20 protein-coding genes and 1 pseudogene are annotated in these 16,832 nt (G+C 47.6%); 8 read left to right on the forward strand and 13 right to left on the reverse strand.

Annotated features, from left to right (window positions below; genetic code table 11):
* Positions 1-77: 77 nt before the first annotated feature.
* From IE054_RS12820 to IE054_RS12840, 5 genes are all read right to left on the reverse strand, one after another.
* A complete protein-coding gene (locus tag IE054_RS12820) occupies positions 78-683 on the reverse strand; it encodes a BON domain-containing protein (protein ID WP_189406970.1) in 606 nt (201 codons plus the stop codon).
* Between the two features lie 213 nt (positions 684-896).
* A complete protein-coding gene (locus IE054_RS12825) occupies positions 897-1,442 on the reverse strand; it encodes a hypothetical protein (RefSeq protein WP_189406972.1) in 546 nt (181 codons plus the stop codon).
* A 36-nt stretch (positions 1,443-1,478) separates the two neighbouring features.
* Positions 1,479-2,069, reverse strand: a complete 591-nt coding sequence (locus IE054_RS12830) for a hypothetical protein (protein WP_189406974.1) — start codon at positions 2,067-2,069, stop codon at positions 1,479-1,481.
* A 114-nt stretch (positions 2,070-2,183) separates the two neighbouring features.
* Positions 2,184-2,993, reverse strand: coding sequence for a DODA-type extradiol aromatic ring-opening family dioxygenase (locus IE054_RS12835; RefSeq protein ID WP_229805131.1), 810 nt, complete (start codon positions 2,991-2,993; stop codon positions 2,184-2,186).
* A 27-nt stretch (positions 2,994-3,020) separates the two neighbouring features.
* Entirely contained in the window at positions 3,021-3,488 is a 468-nt protein-coding gene (locus IE054_RS12840) for a DoxX family protein (RefSeq protein ID WP_189406977.1), read from the reverse strand.
* Positions 3,489-3,615: 127 nt separating this feature from the next.
* Here IE054_RS12840 and IE054_RS12845 point away from each other — a divergent pair, with 127 nt between their 5' ends.
* Positions 3,616-4,527 carry a LysR family transcriptional regulator gene (locus tag IE054_RS12845; RefSeq protein WP_189406978.1) on the forward strand — a complete coding sequence of 304 codons (912 nt, stop codon included), beginning with the start codon at positions 3,616-3,618 and terminating at the stop codon, positions 4,525-4,527.
* Between the two features lie 199 nt (positions 4,528-4,726).
* Positions 4,727-5,605 (forward strand): glycosyltransferase family 2 protein, encoded by an 879-nt coding sequence (locus tag IE054_RS12850; protein ID WP_189406980.1) that lies wholly within the window; start codon positions 4,727-4,729, stop codon positions 5,603-5,605.
* 68 nt (positions 5,606-5,673) lie between these two features.
* Here the strand turns inward: IE054_RS12850 and IE054_RS12855 are convergent, their stop codons facing one another.
* Positions 5,674-6,012 carry a methyl-accepting chemotaxis protein gene (locus tag IE054_RS12855; RefSeq protein ID WP_189406982.1) on the reverse strand — a complete coding sequence of 113 codons (339 nt, stop codon included), beginning with the start codon at positions 6,010-6,012 and terminating at the stop codon, positions 5,674-5,676.
* 458 nt (positions 6,013-6,470) lie between these two features.
* Between IE054_RS12855 and IE054_RS12860 the strand changes: the two genes are divergently transcribed.
* The 5 genes from IE054_RS12860 to IE054_RS12880 all read left to right on the forward strand — a co-directional run bounded on the left by IE054_RS12860 (position 6,471) and on the right by IE054_RS12880 (position 9,633).
* On the forward strand, positions 6,471-6,791 hold the full coding sequence (locus IE054_RS12860; protein WP_189406984.1) for a DUF883 domain-containing protein: 321 nt from the start codon (positions 6,471-6,473) through the stop codon (positions 6,789-6,791).
* A gap of 2 nt (positions 6,792-6,793) precedes the next feature.
* Positions 6,794-7,297 carry a hypothetical protein gene (locus IE054_RS12865; protein ID WP_189406985.1) on the forward strand — a complete coding sequence of 168 codons (504 nt, stop codon included), beginning with the start codon at positions 6,794-6,796 and terminating at the stop codon, positions 7,295-7,297.
* Between the two features lie 2 nt (positions 7,298-7,299).
* Positions 7,300-7,557, forward strand: coding sequence for a hypothetical protein (locus IE054_RS12870; RefSeq protein WP_189406988.1), 258 nt, complete (start codon positions 7,300-7,302; stop codon positions 7,555-7,557).
* 452 nt (positions 7,558-8,009) lie between these two features.
* Entirely contained in the window at positions 8,010-8,693 is a 684-nt protein-coding gene (locus IE054_RS12875; protein ID WP_189406991.1) for a type 1 glutamine amidotransferase domain-containing protein, read from the forward strand.
* Between the two features lie 139 nt (positions 8,694-8,832).
* Complete coding sequence (locus tag IE054_RS12880; RefSeq protein ID WP_189406993.1) at positions 8,833-9,633, forward strand: DUF481 domain-containing protein; 801 nt, start codon at positions 8,833-8,835, stop codon at positions 9,631-9,633.
* A gap of 147 nt (positions 9,634-9,780) precedes the next feature.
* On the opposite strand, the gene IE054_RS12885 is transcribed toward IE054_RS12880, so the two are convergent.
* Positions 9,781-10,032: a hypothetical protein gene (locus IE054_RS12885; RefSeq protein ID WP_189406994.1), complete on the reverse strand. Its 252-nt coding sequence runs from the start codon at positions 10,030-10,032 to the stop codon at positions 9,781-9,783.
* A gap of 32 nt (positions 10,033-10,064) precedes the next feature.
* Between IE054_RS12885 and IE054_RS12890 the strand changes: the two genes are divergently transcribed.
* Positions 10,065-12,329 (forward strand): TonB-dependent receptor, encoded by a 2,265-nt coding sequence (locus IE054_RS12890; RefSeq protein ID WP_189406997.1) that lies wholly within the window; start codon positions 10,065-10,067, stop codon positions 12,327-12,329.
* A gap of 149 nt (positions 12,330-12,478) precedes the next feature.
* Here the strand turns inward: IE054_RS12890 and IE054_RS12895 are convergent, their stop codons facing one another.
* From IE054_RS12895 to IE054_RS12920, 6 genes and pseudogenes are all read right to left on the reverse strand, one after another.
* Entirely contained in the window at positions 12,479-12,712 is a 234-nt protein-coding gene (locus IE054_RS12895; protein ID WP_189406999.1) for a hypothetical protein, read from the reverse strand.
* 120 nt (positions 12,713-12,832) lie between these two features.
* Entirely contained in the window at positions 12,833-13,096 is a 264-nt protein-coding gene (locus IE054_RS12900) for a hypothetical protein (RefSeq protein WP_189407001.1), read from the reverse strand.
* A complete protein-coding gene (locus IE054_RS12905) occupies positions 13,057-13,908 on the reverse strand; it encodes a phospholipase D-like domain-containing protein (protein WP_189407003.1) in 852 nt (283 codons plus the stop codon). The genes IE054_RS12900 and IE054_RS12905 overlap by 40 nt, the downstream gene beginning before the upstream one ends.
* A gap of 69 nt (positions 13,909-13,977) precedes the next feature.
* Complete coding sequence (locus tag IE054_RS12910; RefSeq protein ID WP_189407005.1) at positions 13,978-14,631, reverse strand: HEPN domain-containing protein; 654 nt, start codon at positions 14,629-14,631, stop codon at positions 13,978-13,980.
* A gap of 90 nt (positions 14,632-14,721) precedes the next feature.
* A complete protein-coding gene (locus IE054_RS12915; protein WP_189407008.1) occupies positions 14,722-16,107 on the reverse strand; it encodes a DUF2130 domain-containing protein in 1,386 nt (461 codons plus the stop codon).
* 19 nt (positions 16,108-16,126) lie between these two features.
* A pseudogene (locus tag IE054_RS12920) lies at positions 16,127-16,832 on the reverse strand (hypothetical protein); the annotation flags it as partial.

Genomic DNA, 16,832 nt, shown 5'->3' on the forward strand with positions numbered 1-16,832 from the left:
TTTCAACCTTAGAATAAATAATAAACTGAATGAAAAGAAAATTGCGCGGGCACACCCGCGCAGAATAAGAGACGCGACTATTGCGTCATCGCGGTACGTGACACAACCTCAAGATCTTCCTGCACACCGATGACGTCATCGGCATTTTTTGCGATCTCGACGGCCAGCTCCCGCATAGCATCGGTTTCAACATCACCAGTCAGCATCACATTGCCGTTTGTGACATCCACATCGATATCAAAGCCCGAGATGTCTGAATCAAGCAGTAGCCGCGTTTTGATCACCGTGGCAATTTTAGCGTCGGTTAATGAAGACAGTCCCGACTCAGCCTTCTCTTCCATTTCATCGGTGCCGTCCGCGTCCGCAGTCATCTGCTTTTCGACAATAGAAAGCTGATTATCGACAGACGAAACGCCTTCAATGTTAGCAATAAGCTCTTCAGCCAGTTTTTTGTCGACAGACGTATCTACTTTGCCGGTAAGGATGACTTCGCCCTGCTTCACGTCTGTATTGATGTCAAACGAATCCAGATTGCCGTTAAACAGCAATGTTGCTTCAGCTTTTCCATCGATCCACGCGTCTTTAGCGTTTTTCTCCCAGTCATTTTCTGATGACATATCTCCCGCGTAAGCTGCGGTAGTCAGTGTTCCTGCAACAACAAGTGAAAGTAATGAACGTTTCATATCCGTTCTCCTTTTGCTGAATTCAAAAGGTTTTATGCGAACATCATGCCACCTGAACAACTTGTTGTTTTAATGGTATTTTTTAATTTCGAGGAATGTGTGGGGGGTGGGTATCTGAAATCTTTTCCGATGAAAAGGGAAAGCCTTACACAGGCGGGTATCAGGCGTGTTATCAGTCCACTCTGTCCGGCACGGCTGGCGTTTCGCAGCGCATCAGGCAGTCTGCTCAGAGCAAAGCGACCTGATTTCCTGACAAATAAGCTCTCGTTGTTTAAAGTGCGTCAGAGCAAGCAAACGATCATCCCGCGGCCAGATAGCCTGATTGAGGCGGGCAACATCTTCTTCGGTGACCGAGGACGGATCAATAAGGATCTCGACAGCCTTCTTATTAGGCTGAATAGTGGCGGGTTTTGCGTCGATGACGGCATCAAGTCTGACGCAGACAAACTGACGCAGTTGCGGATCACGTACCACACCAATGTAATCCTGCGCCTGAATAATTGACGGCCAGCCCTCAGAGATCCTGCTCTGCCAGAAGATGACAAAAGTGAATGAGACCAGGACACCAATCGTAATGAGAATAAACTGTTCGCTGAGTTTAGGGGCAAACGCAATAATGGTGATAACCGCCAGCGTAAATAAAAGCCAGCCAAGAAAGACTCTGCGCATTGCATTAGGCGATAAGCCTGCCAGTACCTTGGCATCTGCCAACGTCTGCTTATCGAAGGTCTGCACCTCAACCATTGAATGACTACTCAAGATAACTCCGCCCGTATTCGATAACCTTAACGGCGCTCAGGCACTTTCAGGCAGTGATTCAGACAACTGGCACACTTCATAATGCATGGCGTCTGGGAACAGCGTTTGATCCTGCCTTAGCCGCAACAAAATAGCCTGTTGCTGAGGCTCACCATAGAAGTACCAGTCTTCAACATGCCGCCTCATACCACCGCCGCGAAGCTGATAAACATGAACCACATAGCGGTAACCTGTGTCGAACGCCTTTTTATGACGTACGTCATCACTTACCAGTGTGAACCCGCCTTTATCATGTTCATGCTGGTTTCCAACGCCCAAACCTTTCGACGTAAAAAACTTCACGCCAAGTTCATCAATGCGGGCGTAGGCAGCACTTACAATATCCTCCAGCGAACAGTCCAGATAGGGCTTTTTTAACAAACCGAACGCGCGGCACGCATTAGGACAGCCCGGCGCCAATCCTATTGAAAAGCCGGTATGCTCTTTGCCTTCCCACGGGCGCATCCACACAAATGGGCTTATATGGACATAATATCGCTGATTAAGGTGCGTAATCACAAACACGTCGGGCACGGCCTCGTTGCGCATATTGATTAGCTGACTCGGATTGTTTGGGTCATACAGCATCAAGCGACCTTAAAAAGAAACTGTAAGAATTTGCATTCCCGCATTATGGCATAGTCCTCAGTATGTTGTTAGCGATTTGCTGTGAATTGCATGTCATCAGACCCACCATCAGCGTCACCTGGAATACCATATGAAATTCTGACATTCCACTCCTAAAACATTCATTTTTATGGCTTTATCTGCCATCCGACCCGCCACACCATAACATACATGTAAAGGCAGCAAATGTTCTTCGCGAGGATGGCAATAACGCGCATTCGGTGCCTGAGTCCAGTCAGTCAGCTGCATCTGTCTGACCTTTTCAGAATACGTCTTATTCATGATGGTATCATGAAGCCAGCGCTGAAAACGCTGGTTTCTAGCATCAGCATCACCGCCCGACACTGAAAATGCCTGCATATTGTGAAAAGAAAAACCTGAACCGATAACAAGCAGGTTTCCGCGAAGCCGCCCTAGGGCTTTCCCTACCTCTATATGCAGACGTGGCGACAATTGACTGTGCAATGACAATGCAACAACCGGGATATCGGCCGCAGGGTACATGATCTTTAACGGTACAAACACGCCATGATCCAGCCCTCTCGTTGCGTCAGATCGCGCTTCTATTCCTGCAGACTTCAGCGCCATTAACACCTGCGAAGTCAGTTCAGCAGAGCCTTTGCAGGGATAACGTATCTGGTAGGCCTGTTGCGCAAAACCATAATAGTCGAATAAAAGTTCAGGGCTGGACGACGCACTAACATTGATAACTGTATCTTCCCAGTGTGCACTCACAACAAGAATAGCCTCTGGCCTGGGAATAGAAACTGCAAGCTGGGAAAGTTTCTCAGTCATCTGCTGGTGTGCGGCGTCCCCCAGCAGCGGGAGTGGCCCGCCACCGTGGGACAAATACACAACATGGTGACTAAAAGTAGGAGTATCCAATGTGTACTTCCTATGCTGCGAAGTGACTTAGTCTGGTGTCCGGCTTTGGTCACTTGAAACCAACGCAGTTAAATACCCATCAACAGACACGTTACCGGCGCCCTGCTGAACTAATGCCAGCGACATAGCAAACAATGCCAGTGCAAATTCATAGCCGTTATTTTGCATAAAAAAGCCATTGCTCAGGTGCACTGTGATTATCGCAACGGCCATGGTAATTGCAGCGAGCAATGCGGCAGGCCGTACCAGAAAGCCCAGTATGAGCGCCGCCCCACCGAAAAATTCTGCGCTACCCGCGAGGAATGCCATCAGTATTCCAGGCGCCAGGCCAATGCTTTCCATCCACTGCGCCGTGCCTTCAAGTCCATAACCACCAAACCAGCCGAACAGCTTTTGCGCGCCGTGCGCCAGTAACGTTATCCCCAACACCACGCGTAAAATGGTTGCGCCCCAGCCAGCCTCAGATGACAGTAAAGTCTGTAATAGTGTTTTCATTATAATTTCCTCATCAGGGCATGTGTGCCCGTTAATTGGTCAGTGAGGAAAGTATACTTTCAATTTAAAATTACATATACAGCGATCTTGTTGTAATATTATCCCCCATTTGTTGATAATAAGCGCAATGGATAAGATTAAAGCACTTCAGGCCTTTACTGCAGTGGTAAAAACCGGTTCTTTTACAGGGGCGGCGGAGTATCTGAATACATCAGTGCAGCTAATCAGTAAGTATATCACTCAGCTTGAGTCTCAGCTGGACGTCAGGTTATTAAACCGCACTACCCGGCGGGTCAGTGTGACTGAACCTGGCAGCACCTATGCTAAACAGGCACAACAAGTTCTGGAACAACTGGAAGACATGGATGTGATGCTTGCCGATGCCCAGCGCAGTGTCTCAGGTACACTGAAAATAAGTGCGCCAATCTCTTTTGCCAGTTCGCATTTCACCGGACTTATCAATGCCTTCAGTACGGCCTACCCCCGGCTTAATATTGATTTGCAACTCAACGATCGCAAAGTTGATATTGTGGAGGAAGGATACGATCTTGCACTTCGCATCGGTACTTTGCGTGATTCATCGTTAGTGGCTAAGCGTATTACATCGATTTCGCTGCATGTTTGCGCAGCGCCTGACTACCTGGCGCGTTTGGGTACTCCGCAAACGCCCGAAGAACTTAAGGGTCACCACTATCTGCGCTACAGCCTGCTGGACGATGACAGCCAGCATTTGCACAGCATACTAATGCGTCATGGAAAAAAAAGCGGCGGCATAACCTGTAACAATGGCGATGTACTGGTGTCACTTGCCGCCTCAGGCATGGGGATAGCCATACAACCCGACTTTCTGTGCGCAAATGCGATACGCAGTGGCGCGCTACGGGAAGTACTCAGGGCGTATCGACCACCGCCTTTGGGGCTGTACGCACTGTACCCACACCGTCAGCTGATAAGCAGTAAAGTCAGTCAGTTTATTCAGTTTGCCACCCGTTATTACACCGATCCGCCTGACTGGGCATTGCAGTCGTCAGGGGTGTGAACCTGCACACTGGCTGTGAAATCTCTTCACACGGCCAATGAACTCTTTGCATTGCCACTGTTCGCCAACCCAGCTCAAAAATAAATAAAATCCTTTATTTTCATAATCTTAATATTAAATAAAAAATCGGCCCGCATGTTGCAAGACTCTAACCAGATTCAGTAAGGCTTGCAGTATTACGCAAAGCGGGAGATTGAGAATGGATAATTCAGTCAGTGTAGTCACAATTGTTAAAAACCGGACATCGCAACTTCGTAATCTGGTTAAACAACTGGAAAACAGCTCGCTTACCCCCGATGAGCTGGTTGTTGTGTGGATGGCTCCACCCTCCGACTATTCCCTGATGACCAGTGATAAATTCACCATCACGCACAAGTTCGCAGTCAGTGAATCACTGCCTATCGCCCGCGCCCGTAATAAGGGCATTGAGGCGGCATCGGCTGACATTGTCGCGTATGTTGCCGTCGATGCGCTTATTTCTAAGGATGCCCTGTTGAAGGGAGTGAATAGCTGGAAGCCAAGAACCGTTGTAACGTCGCAACCACGTAAGGTAAGCGACGAGGATTATCGCAAAGGGTATGCGTTTATTTCATCACAAACGCGCCTTCATAACGTACGTTCCAAGGAGACGCATCATGGAATGCTTAGTCATGACAGTGGCTGCGCTACATTGTTTTTTATTCATCAAAAAGACTTTACAGCAACCGGTGGCTTTGACCAGCGCTATACAGGGTTTGGGCTCAACGACGAAGATTTTTTCTCGCAATGCAGGGAGTTAGGACTGGGATTTACCCGGTTAAATGATGATGTTTTTGTTCGCGCGAACCCACAGGCACGATGCCCACTGCATCACCTGCTGGATTTTTGCAATAATGCCGAACAATTTCGACGCAAATGGGGCCGCTATCCCCGTCACCAGACACTGACCGAGTTTGCCATGGCAGGCTATATCAACCGCGACTTCGAACAAAGTGGTTTGCATATACAGCAACTGCCTGACACCAACGCAAAAACGGACGAAATTGAACAACAACCATCACCACAATCCCTGCCAGCCAGGATGACAACGGTTGCATAGCGTGGTGAAACCGGGTAATAACGCCAGACTGTCGCGCCAATGCTACGAACCGTGGCATTGGCAAGTAGTTATTCCAGAAGTCTGGACACACTGTTAGTGACGTTTTCAGCGTCCTGACGAATTTCTTCCATCACATTTTTTACAGATAAAATTTGCTCACTGTTACCGTCCACACTGCCCTTCATCTGGGCGATTCTGTGGCTGGCTGACTCGGTTAGCTGCTTATTATTTCTGACCACCGCTTCTAATTCAGTCGTGGATTCACTGGTGCGCTTCGCCAGATGTCTGACTTCATCTGCCACTACGGCGAACCCTCTTCCCTGCTCGCCCGCGCGCGCCGCCTCGATGGTGGCATTAAGCGCCAGCAGGTTGGTTTGTTCTGCAACGCCCTGAATAGTCGAGACCATAGCTTCGATTTTGGTTTAGCGGTCGTTTATTTCCTGCATTACCGCATTAGTTTGAGCAACCTCTGTCAACGTATTGCCAAAAGCCTTTGCCGATTCATCGAGTGACTCGGTGCCCCTGACAGCAACTTGTGCTGTCACTTCGGATGTTGCCAGAGTCATAGCAACACACAGGTATTTATTTAAACGTTACTGCCTGTTGTAGATGCCAGAAATTAACCATTAGCCCTGTTTTAAAAAATCCGTATTAATCAGACGATACAGTCAATATTGTAACTGGCGCTTCCCAGGCATCACGAAATAATTACACCCGTTATGAAGCTTTTACCCCATGCGCATTTCTCACAAAATGGCGATTATCGGCCACAAGCCTTTATAATCATTCAGTTACGCTTATGCGTAAGACTGGTACAGGAGTTGCTGCGTATAGAATGAACTTTTAAAAAGTAAGGAGACCCACTATGGATACTGCAGCTCCAGGTAATCAAGGTAAGAAAGTAGGTAACGGTGCAAGTGAATCTGCACACCCTTTCACTGACAAAGCGCAGGAGTCTCTGCATTCGTCGGTGGATAAGCTGGCAGGCTCTGCAAGCCGCGCTGAGCAAAACATCCGCGAAACCGCGGCGGGGTCGGCAGAAAATATGTCGGCACGCAAAAAGGAAGCGGAAGCCAAGTGGCAGAAATCAGGCGTGCGCAATTATGCGGTAAATAATCCGGTTGCCGCAGCAGGTATTGCCTTTGCTGCGGGTATGCTGGTGTCGTCACTGTTTCGTAAAAAATAAGTATGACGGACGCTAAGGTACAGCAACCGGAGGCGGATATGCCGCCACCGGACTCTGATCCTGACTGCCCGGCCAGTGACACTGGTCGGGCAGAGTCGTGTTCAGAGGACAAGGATCAGTATGATGACGCATCACTGGATGAAACTATAGCCGCGGTTAAAGCAGCCCTGGCCCACAAGCAGCATGAATTTTTCGCGCTGTCGGATGTTGTGGCAGCTGAAACGGCGCTGGTTAAAAAGTCATTGTTGGTGACAGCCATATCGACCATGGCCGCCTTCACGTTTGCCTGCTGCTGCTGGCTGGCGGTGAATGCTGCGCTTGGTGTGCTGCTGTTCCATGCAGGACTGGGCATGCTGGCGATTTCCGCCGCGCTGTTTGTTCTGAATGGCCTGTTTGCGGTGTTTGCTTTACATGTTGCCAGAGGTGCATACCGGCACATTACCCTGATGCCCATGTTTCAGGCAATGGTGGGTCATGCGGGACTCAAACGAGAAGATGAGGAATGATCATGGCGTTATTTCTTTCTAAAGAGCTGGCGCAGCAAAAGCGTGCGCATCTGAACTATGCCGTTGCTCAGTTGCGAAGTGAAGAAGCCACTGATGACGCAAAAATGAACATCAGATTACTGGCCGCCTCGCCCGCCGTGTTGCTTGGCTGGTTTGGCTTTGGAGCCTACAAAGGCGCAGTCAAGGAGCATCCGCCGGCACAACGCCGCGATGCACTGTTGCGATTTGCGCGCATTGCGATGTTTAACGTTATATCGTGATTCCATTCATACAAATGGACCAGTTATCATGACCGCCAGAAACCATGGGGGTGGAAGTGTTGCCTTCATGCAAAGGAAGTCTTATTAAAAAGGTGCCGCGAAAAAGCCTGCAAACCATGCTGGCACTTATCTGTTGCTGGTCGGTTCCCGCGAAAACAAGACGCTTCAGTGTAAGTTTTACACACTGAATCTGCTACCGGTACGTTCATAAAACACAGACCGGATAACCAAAAGCGTAATAGTGTCCTGAAGCTATGTCCGTAGTTCCTAACGTGCTTACCATGAAGTGGTAACTTACAGCCCTGTGCAGTACTTCCACATAATCCGACGTTGCTAAACGATAAGCCCCGCGTTTTTTTAGCTACCCTGTTTTTATCCAAATTCACCAACATCAGTAAACCCCAACCCGGGGCTGGGAGTACAAACAACTCATTCATAAAATGGAGACATTAATGAGCAAACGTATTCTCATGGTTATGACATCGCATGATCTCCTCGGCGATTCGGGTAAGCCAACCGGAATCTGGCTTGAGGAGTTTGCTTCCCCCTATTACGCATTCGTTGATGCGGGTTACACCATTACGCTGGCGTCTCCTATGGGCGGTGAAGTACCGGTTGACCCGATGAGCCTGGAAGAGGACGCGCTGACCGATGATACAAAGCGCTTCTCTGACGATGAACTGGCGCGCTCAGCACTGGCATCCACTATTCCGCTGGAAGATGTAAAAGCGTTTGAGTTTGACGCCGTATTCTACCCGGGCGGGCATGGCCCATTGTGGGACCTGTCAGACAATCAGCATTCGCAGATTTTAATTGAAACCATGATTAACGACGGCAAACCGGTCGCCGCCGTTTGTCATGCGCCGATTGTGCTGAAAAATGTCAAAGACTCGGCGGGAACCCCGCTGGTACGCGGCAAGACCGTCACCGGCTTTTCCAATGAAGAAGAAGACGGCGTTGAGCTCACCGACATCGTCCCATACCTGGTTGAGGACGAGCTTAAAGCGTTAGGCGGCAACTACGAGAAAGCCGACGCCTTTTCGCCTAAAGTCTGTGAAGACGGTCTGTTGATCACCGGCCAGAATCCCACTTCGTCAAAGCCCGCGGCTGACGCGCTGATTAAAGCGCTGTCGTAAGGCACACGCTTGAGTGCCGCATCGCTACGATTGCGGCGCTCAATCTTAACGATCAACCTTTGTGCGGTATCCTTACCTGCCGGACAGATCATCACACTCAGTTAGAAAACCAGCCCCCTCATCTGACAAGGAAAGCGCTATGTCACACCATACGTTGTATTCTGACACTGTACGTCGCACACTCACAGGATTATCGGCCCTGTTCGCCAGCGCTTTGAGCGCCCCCGCAATGGCGATTGTTCCCATTAATGTGATTATCACACCGCCAGAGGGTTTCAGTGGTGAAGTTGGCGTCAGCATCAATGGTCAGTCTGGCAACAAAGACGAACAGGAATACAGCGCCAACGGATTACTGCGTTACAAAGAAAACAAGGATCTGTTTGTACTTATCGGTGATTACAGCTATTCGGAAACCAATGATGTCAGAGACGAGGATGAGCTGTTTGTGCATGGCCGCTGGGTACATCACAACCAGTTTGGTAAGTCGCTGGACTCAGAAGTATTTATGCAGTATCAGTACGACGATTTTGCCGGCATATCTGATCGCGAACTGATTGGCGGCAATGTCAGATGGCGAAACGCGTTTAACAACCAGACAACCGAACAGCAGTTCATTGTGGGTGTGGGCATGTTTTATGAATCTGAAACGTCTGAGCGTATGTCGCTCACCGATGAAACCGTCAGAGCCAACCTTTACACCAATATTGTACATAAGCATACCGGGGAGTTTCCCTTTGTTGCATCAGCGTCAACCTACGTTCAGCCTGCCGTTGATGATATCAGTGACTTGCGTGTGCTGGCGCTTGCCAGCATTAACTTTCCAATCCGCCCGTCACTGAACGTCGGCTTTGATCTGGAAGTGAAACACAACGCTATGCCGTTCGCGGGAGTAGAAAAGACCGACGTGGACTATGGTGTGTCGCTGAATTACACGTTCTGAACCACAAAGTACAGACCCAGCCTACACGCCGTGCAAGAGGCGTAGCATGAGCGTTCATTATTGGTGACCGTAACGGTATATACCATTTGCTTAAGCGTTCCGGACAACAGCACACTGTTTAGTTATATTAAAAGCAATATTTAGCTTTTAAAGAGATTGTTCTGTAGGTATCATGCCGTTCCAGTTTTCATGCCCAAGCGCTTTTAAGGGATATTGACGACTGGTAACGATCATTTCTACTTCTAACGCAGCGCACGACGGACAGTCATGCTGAGCAAACATGTTTAGCAATTTATTCTGCCTGTGTTTAGTACCTTGCATCACACCGGTGCCGATATCCTTCACACCGCCCGGGCTTAAAAAGTTCTCTGACTGAACTTGAAACGACAAATTCAACAATAAGCATTCCTACACGCAAAGGTACACTACACATGAAAAACACGACTGCCGTGACAAAAACACTCGCCAGTAAACTTTCACCTGTCGCACTCGCCGTCGCGATAACGCTACCATCTCTCTCTGGCCAGGCCTTCGCTCAGGAAACTGAAGCGACAGAAGAACAAAAGTTTGAAGCGATTACCGTGACTGCCACAAAGCGACCTCAGGTGATTTATGAGGTACCTATTGCACTAAGTGCGTTTGATGGCGATAAGCTGGCTGCACAGGGCATAACGGATCTGACCGATGTGGGCAAGTTTGTGCCTAACCTGAATATCACAGGGTTTTCGGCGGGTCATACTTCATCGGTGAACCCGTTCATCCGTGGTATTGGGCTTCAGGATCACCTGATCACTACCGATCCGGGCGTAAGTGTGTATGTTGATGGTGTGTACCTGGGTCGTCAGGTGGGCCAGAACTGGAGCCTGAACAACATCCAGCGTATTGAAGTACTGCGTGGCCCACAGGGCACACTGTACGGGCGTAACTCCATTGGTGGTGCCATTAATATCATTACCAAAGAGCCTGATCAGGGGGATGTTACCAAGGTCAACACCGAGTTCGGCACGCGTGAACGTCTTAAAGCCGATGTGTTTGTTAATCATGGCCTGACTGACGAGCTTGCGTTTAACATGAACCTGGCTTTTAACAAGCGTGATGGTCTGGGCGAGTTTATCAACGTGCCCAATGCCGAATACGATGTGGGTGAGACCGAAGATATCTCTGGCCGCTTTTCCGTAAAATGGGAGCCGTCTGAGGATTTCCGCATGGTACTGACCGCAGATGCCAACAGCGGTGACGGCGGCCTTCGTCCCTATACGGTGCTCATTAATGAAGTTGGCTCAGCACGCTACTTTGGTGGCAATAACGGACTGAACCAGCCGCTGCGCAATTCCGATGTTATCCCAGACGGCTACGACCGCTACGACAACGCCACAGGCACTGAAGCGGTGACCGGTGTGTCTAATCAGGCCCACGGTGTGTCACTGACTACCGAGTGGGACATCAATATGGACTACACCGTTAAAGTGGTTGCCAGCCAGCGTTCGTCTGAATACAAGGCCGGGCTGGATGACGATGGTACCATCTACTCGCTGGACCAGTTCCCCGAGCGTGGTGAAGCCGACCAAACCTCGGTTGAATTACAGTTAAATGGTTACCTTAACGCGTACACTGATTTTGTCGCAGGGCTGTATTACTTCAATGAAGAAGGTAAAAACCGTCAGGGTGAGGATTCCAGTTTCGACGGTGGACCAAACTTGCTTGAACTTGATCAGGAAACCACCTCAAAAGCGGCGTACCTGAACGTTCGCCACGATCTGACCGACGACCTGAGCATATCCGGTGGCCTGCGCTACACCCAGGACGAAAAAGAAGCCTCTGCCAATGTATTCTCAGCACTGGGCACCATCTTTGACGCCAACGACTGGGACGAGCTGACCTGGGAAGTGGCGACCAACTACACCTTTGAAAATGGCATGACAGGCTACGCAACCATTCAGTCGGGCTATCAGTCTGGTCAGTATCCGGCCCGCCCCTTCTGCCTTATCGGCCAGTTCTTTGCAGGCGGTGGCTTTGATGATATCGATGCAGCTCAGGCCGCGGTGCGTGCAAACAACTGTTTCACCGCGTCGGACAACATTACCGCGACAAACTACGAGGTGGGTGTTAAAGGGCGTGTTAACGAGCACTTTGACTTAAGCATTGCCGTTTTCAATACTGAATTTGAAGATCTGCCGTATCAGGTCAGCCGTGTCAGCGAAAGCGGTTTTGATACTGCAAACCTGGTTGTTGAGCAAACCTCACGGGGTATCGAATTTGACTCAACCTTCAGTTACGAGAACTTCAGTGTGATGACCAGCATTGGCTATATGGATGTGGATGTGGAAGAACAGGCCGGTTTCCGCCCTGTTGCACCACTTACGCCCGACCTGACACTGTCAGTCGGACCACAGTACACTTTTGAACTGGACGGTGGCGATTCCATCCGCGTTCGCGCAGACTACTCGTACCGCGCGGAAATGTATGGCGAGCCAACCTCGGCCCCAGAGCGCATGACCGAGCTGGACAGCCGCGAACTGGTTAACTTCGACATCGCCTACACCCCGGCAGATGATGCCTATACCGTTGCCTTGTATGGCCGCAATATTTTTGACGAGCGTTACGACAATGCCCGCCTGAATACCGGTGACTACATCCTGCAAATCTTAAGCAACGATGCGAGTGAGTTTGGTGTACGGTTCTCGACTGAGTTCTAAGCGGCACGCTTAATCGTAATGTGAAAAAACCTGCCTTGATGGCAGGTTTTTTGTGTTTTACGACAGCACTACCTTTATACAGTCAGCAACAGGAATAGGCTGTCATAGCAATGAGTAGTGGAGCTAAAGCCTGCTTTAGGCGTTACGGACTACACGCCAGAGTGGTCATCAGACTGCTCATACCAGTTAAACTGACGCTTTGCCTCTTTATCAAGCATTGATGGTGAGTAATGTTTTTCCCGGGAAACATCTAATTCTACGCACGCCTGGATAGCGTTGTATTCGTCAGCATTCACGAAATATTGGTACATGTCGGCCGCGACTTTTCTGTCGCTTTCAGCCAAATCGACAATTGTGAAGTTATCGTTTTCGACCCACATCATAAAATTGGGGCTCATCAGATCAACGTTACACTGTAAACATCTTTTCTAATGTCTAATGGCCTGTCAGTTGTTGTCGGAAATAATGACTTAATGCTTCAGATCAGATATGAACCGTTTACTTTATTTGTAAATGACAAAAACTGGGTTTTCAAATACCTCTATCATTTCTACATTATAAAAATCGTCTGGCTCAAAATATTGTTCGGCAACATCCTGATTTATTGACATATGACTCATTCTTTTGAACTTTAGACTTTTAAACACACGATCTGCAACATTTCTTTGTGAAACTGGATCTTCAATTACATCTGCTAGTTCAGAGTTCTTATCATCTATTGAAAAAATTAAATCACCATCATTAAAAAGTATTTTGATGCTTCCCAATTCACGGAGTCACTTAGATAAGTTATTCGCGTTTTCCCTACCCTGCAGTAGGCAAGCCTTTTACTATTAAAAAAGTACACAGGATAGAAAAACAGTCTTTTTATTTTCCTCTCTCTGCTTTGGACGTCTTTCCAAAGTGTTAACTGTGAATCATAAACATAGAGTCCTGAATTTTTGGCTTCGACATATGCAACGTCGTTTTCTAAAAAAATAGCAGAGCTAACTACCCTATTCCTAATTGCAGCCAAACGTTGACACTCTCGTTCACTCTCTAGCCGAACCTGTATTTCTTCGTACTCTTCTTGTAATTCCTCTGCAAGGAGCTTCAGATGCTGTATCTTAGGTTCAAGAATATCAAGTAGCCTCATTAAATCATCTTTAAAAACTTCCCGACCAGAATCCCACCAATCTTGTATTCTCAGTTTCGCATCATAGTTATTATTGTGAAAAAGAGCTGAGACTTCTGCGTTCAGCTTTCCTCTGCGAGTGAAATTCTGTGAGCCAACAGTGCGTATATCACTATCAGTTAACAGCACTTTTGCGTGAAGCCCTTCAAACGAACGGATCTCTGCGCCCAACTCAATAAGTCTAATCATTGCTTTCAACTGTGCAAAAGCTTCCAGCCAATTGGGACTATCTGCATCGGTGAGTATTTGAACAGACATGCCGTTAACTAGCGGAGTCTTTAATAAGTCGATCAATGTGCGGTCAAAGTACGGGGTAACAACTCTGATGCTAGCGGAGGCTTTTCGAATAGCTTTCTTCCAGTCAGCATAAATATTTTGCGCTGCAACTTCGGAATTACTACTCATAAGAATGTGGAATCCTGCTCATAACCGATCTCATCGACAGGTGCTGGAAAACTTGGTTTGAGCCAGTATTCATAGTGCAACCACCGGATAACTGGCATCCCCCCACAACTCATCAGGGTTTCGCATCATAATGTCGATTAGTGCAGGCACCAACTTGTGCAAAAGACAATTGGCATCTCTTAACTGTTCACGATTGACGCTGCTGTTCCAGGTAGCACCACCGTGAATTAACTGGTTTCTGAGCGTATATAATCGTTGTAATACCAAACGAAGAACAACATTTGTTTTGGCGTTGCCTAATGCTCTGGCTGCACTAGATTTTGCGGAAGCAAAACGGGTCTTGAACTCATCTTCATCGATGCTCCCATTTTGATATTCCCAAAAAGGTTGGAAAACGAACGGATTATTTAATAATACCCTTATACTTCCTGAAAACTCTTGCCACACAATATCTGAAAGTTCATTTTCGTTATCTAATGCTAGTAATTTCTCAATAAACTTCGAAAAACTCTCAGCTTCACGTAACTTCAATGTATCGAGATCCTGCGCATAGATTGCATTGAAAGCGATCCATAAAAAAATAAACTTGGCATCGGGGTCGTCTTCACACATTTCTGCCCGCTTTAGCCAACTCAATCCTCTGTGACTTCGGAGCGCCAAGTTTTCACTAAAGTTATTTCGATGCGATCTCTGGTATTGCTTTAATTCTGTGAAGCGTTCCATGCTTTACTACCTACTTTCAATTCGATTAACGATTCTCGTGTCATTCATTATGGTAATAATGATGTACCATCCAACTATTTACGGTGAACTTTACTCAATCTCCTGAAACTTCTCAGCCATAGTCGGATTGTTCTTAGTAAGTTTCTTAACTGTGAGGTCATTTGCTTTGTTATTGGCTAAGCGGAGATTATTCTCTGATCCAAGCAGCGCATCTTTGGTTTTCTGAAGATGGGTAATGGTTTTATCTATTTCGTCGATTGCTGTTTTGAATTTCCTCGAAGCCAAGTCATAGTTGCGAGCAAAGCCCTTTTTAAACTCGTCCAAATCGCTCTCGAAGTTGGTTATATCAATATTTTGAGCTTTCACTAACTCTAGTTCGGACTTGTACTTAAGGGAGTTTTGCGCTGCATTTCTAAGCAAAGTGATTATTGGGATGAAGAATTGAGGTCTGACTACGTACATCTTAGGGTAGCGGTGTGAGACATCCACGATTCCCGTGTTGTATAGCTCACTTTCGGGTTCAAGCAGCGATACCAGCACAGCATACTCACATTGCTTTTCGTTTCGGTCTTTATCCAGCTCTTTCAGAAAGTCTTCGTTTTTCTTTTTAGTGGCAGTCTGGTCGTTTTCATTCTTCATTTCGAACATGATAGAAACAGACTCTATACCTGACTCATCAAGATCTTTGAAAATATAATCGCCTTTGCTGCCACCACGAGCATCATTGTCCTTTTCAAAGTAAGCCCTGGGGAAAGCAGTGTGACGAATCCTGTTAAATTCAGTTTCACAATGTTGCTCCAGGCTTTCCCCGACCATTTTTGTTGAGAGCTTCGCCTTCATATCGCGTAAACGCTCAATCGCGTCGTCCCTATCCTTCAATTGCGTTTCGTACTTATCTTTTAGTGACTGCTCTGAAAGCTTTGTCTCTAGTTGCGCCTTCTCTAAATCACTTTTTAGCTTGTTCAACTCTCTTTCAGCGCTACTTTGCGCTTCGGCCACAGCGTGTTTCTGCGAATTCTCAGCAGCACTTAACCTTGCCTTCAGTTCCTGGATTTCAGCATCCTTTTTCGCAGCAGTTTCCTGAAGCTGATTCTGATGAGAAGCTTTTTCCAGGTTGGAGCTGGCTTCACTTTCCCTTTTCGCTTTTTCGAGTGCGTTTTGGAGACTGTCTCTCTCTTTCTCAATGGCTTTTAATGCTTCAGTAATGGCTAACGACTTATTCAAATCTGCATTGCCCAGCTCAGCTTTAAGCTTACTGATTTCGCCCTCTTTTTCAGATAGCGCATCTCGAAGTTGACCGGAGAACTTTTCCTTCGCTAACTCAATTGCATTGTTTTTGTCTTTCTCTGCGAGTGCTAGTCGCTCCTGCAACTGCTTGTCAAATTCGGTGTCGCGAACCTGCTTTAAAATATCGGCATATCCAGCTTCATCTATCTTGAACGCTTTCTTACAGTTTGGGCAAATTACTTCATTCATGGTTCTAGTCCTTTAATACTCAGCTATTTTCTGCGCTTTTCTCACTTCGCTCAGCCAACTCATCTATCCATCGATTAAATTGCAACAGCGTTGTTTCATGACGTCTCTTCAACCTCAATTCATCACACATTACATCAACGGGAGAATCTGGACTCTTCGCAACTGCGTACTTGGCTAAGCCTAGCGCTTCTTCATAGGCCAGCTCACTCCATTTCCTATCAAAGCCAAAAACATCCACGCCCCGCCACTCAATAAGATCAACTCGATCTTCCGGTGACAGCCACAGTGTTGGAGAATAGCCCTCATTCTCATTAATTCCTGCGAATTGCTCGACAATTTCACGTAAATACTCGACCTGCTTTTTACTAGTCCGCGTTAGGCCATGAAGGTTGGCGATTTCCAAGGCCAATGAGTGAAGCGTTATTCCAGGACGCTCCGATAATACTTCCTTGACTAAGGAGGTCAGTCGCTCTTTGTACTGAGGTTTGAAATAGTCGGCAGCATTGAAGGTTTTGCCATGTAAAGCTTCGGTTTCACCTTCTTCATAAAGGCTCTTGTCAGCAGCCTCTCCGTTCGTATTTTGAGCCAGCCCATTTTTTTCTTCTGCTTCTGCTTCTGCTTCTGCTTCTGCTTCTGCTTCTGCTTCTGCTTCTGCTTCTGCTTCTGCTTCTGCTTCTGCTTCTGCTTCTGCTTCTGCTTCTGCTTCTGCTTCTGCTTCTGCTTCT

Origin of the sequence: Alteromonas halophila (genome assembly GCF_014651815.1) — a bacterium.
Classification (GTDB): domain Bacteria; phylum Pseudomonadota; class Gammaproteobacteria; order Enterobacterales; family Alteromonadaceae; genus Alteromonas; species Alteromonas halophila.

Excerpts from the sequence above, each read along its gene's own strand:
- IE054_RS12840 (WP_189406977.1), bottom strand. The coding sequence starts at position 3,488 with ATGAAAACACTATTACAGACTTTACTGTCATCTGAGGCTGGCTGGGGC.
- IE054_RS12875 (WP_189406991.1), top strand. The coding sequence starts at position 8,010 with ATGAGCAAACGTATTCTCATGGTTATGACATCGCATGATCTCCTCGGC.
- IE054_RS12910 (WP_189407005.1), bottom strand. The coding sequence starts at position 14,631 with ATGGAACGCTTCACAGAATTAAAGCAATACCAGAGATCGCATCGAAAT.
- IE054_RS12915 (WP_189407008.1), bottom strand. The coding sequence starts at position 16,107 with ATGAATGAAGTAATTTGCCCAAACTGTAAGAAAGCGTTCAAGATAGAT.
- IE054_RS12865 (WP_189406985.1), top strand. The coding sequence starts at position 6,794 with ATGACGGACGCTAAGGTACAGCAACCGGAGGCGGATATGCCGCCACCG.
- IE054_RS12890 (WP_189406997.1), top strand. The coding sequence starts at position 10,065 with ATGAAAAACACGACTGCCGTGACAAAAACACTCGCCAGTAAACTTTCA.
- IE054_RS12870 (WP_189406988.1), top strand. The coding sequence starts at position 7,300 with ATGGCGTTATTTCTTTCTAAAGAGCTGGCGCAGCAAAAGCGTGCGCAT.
- IE054_RS12855 (WP_189406982.1), bottom strand. The coding sequence starts at position 6,012 with ATGGTCTCGACTATTCAGGGCGTTGCAGAACAAACCAACCTGCTGGCG.
- IE054_RS12895 (WP_189406999.1), bottom strand. The coding sequence starts at position 12,712 with ATGATGTGGGTCGAAAACGATAACTTCACAATTGTCGATTTGGCTGAA.
- IE054_RS12850 (WP_189406980.1), top strand. The coding sequence starts at position 4,727 with ATGGATAATTCAGTCAGTGTAGTCACAATTGTTAAAAACCGGACATCG.
- IE054_RS12860 (WP_189406984.1), top strand. The coding sequence starts at position 6,471 with ATGGATACTGCAGCTCCAGGTAATCAAGGTAAGAAAGTAGGTAACGGT.
- IE054_RS12905 (WP_189407003.1), bottom strand. The coding sequence starts at position 13,908 with ATGAGTAGTAATTCCGAAGTTGCAGCGCAAAATATTTATGCTGACTGG.
- IE054_RS12830 (WP_189406974.1), bottom strand. The coding sequence starts at position 2,069 with ATGCTGTATGACCCAAACAATCCGAGTCAGCTAATCAATATGCGCAAC.
- IE054_RS12880 (WP_189406993.1), top strand. The coding sequence starts at position 8,833 with ATGTCACACCATACGTTGTATTCTGACACTGTACGTCGCACACTCACA.
- IE054_RS12820 (WP_189406970.1), bottom strand. The coding sequence starts at position 683 with ATGAAACGTTCATTACTTTCACTTGTTGTTGCAGGAACACTGACTACC.
- IE054_RS12845 (WP_189406978.1), top strand. The coding sequence starts at position 3,616 with ATGGATAAGATTAAAGCACTTCAGGCCTTTACTGCAGTGGTAAAAACC.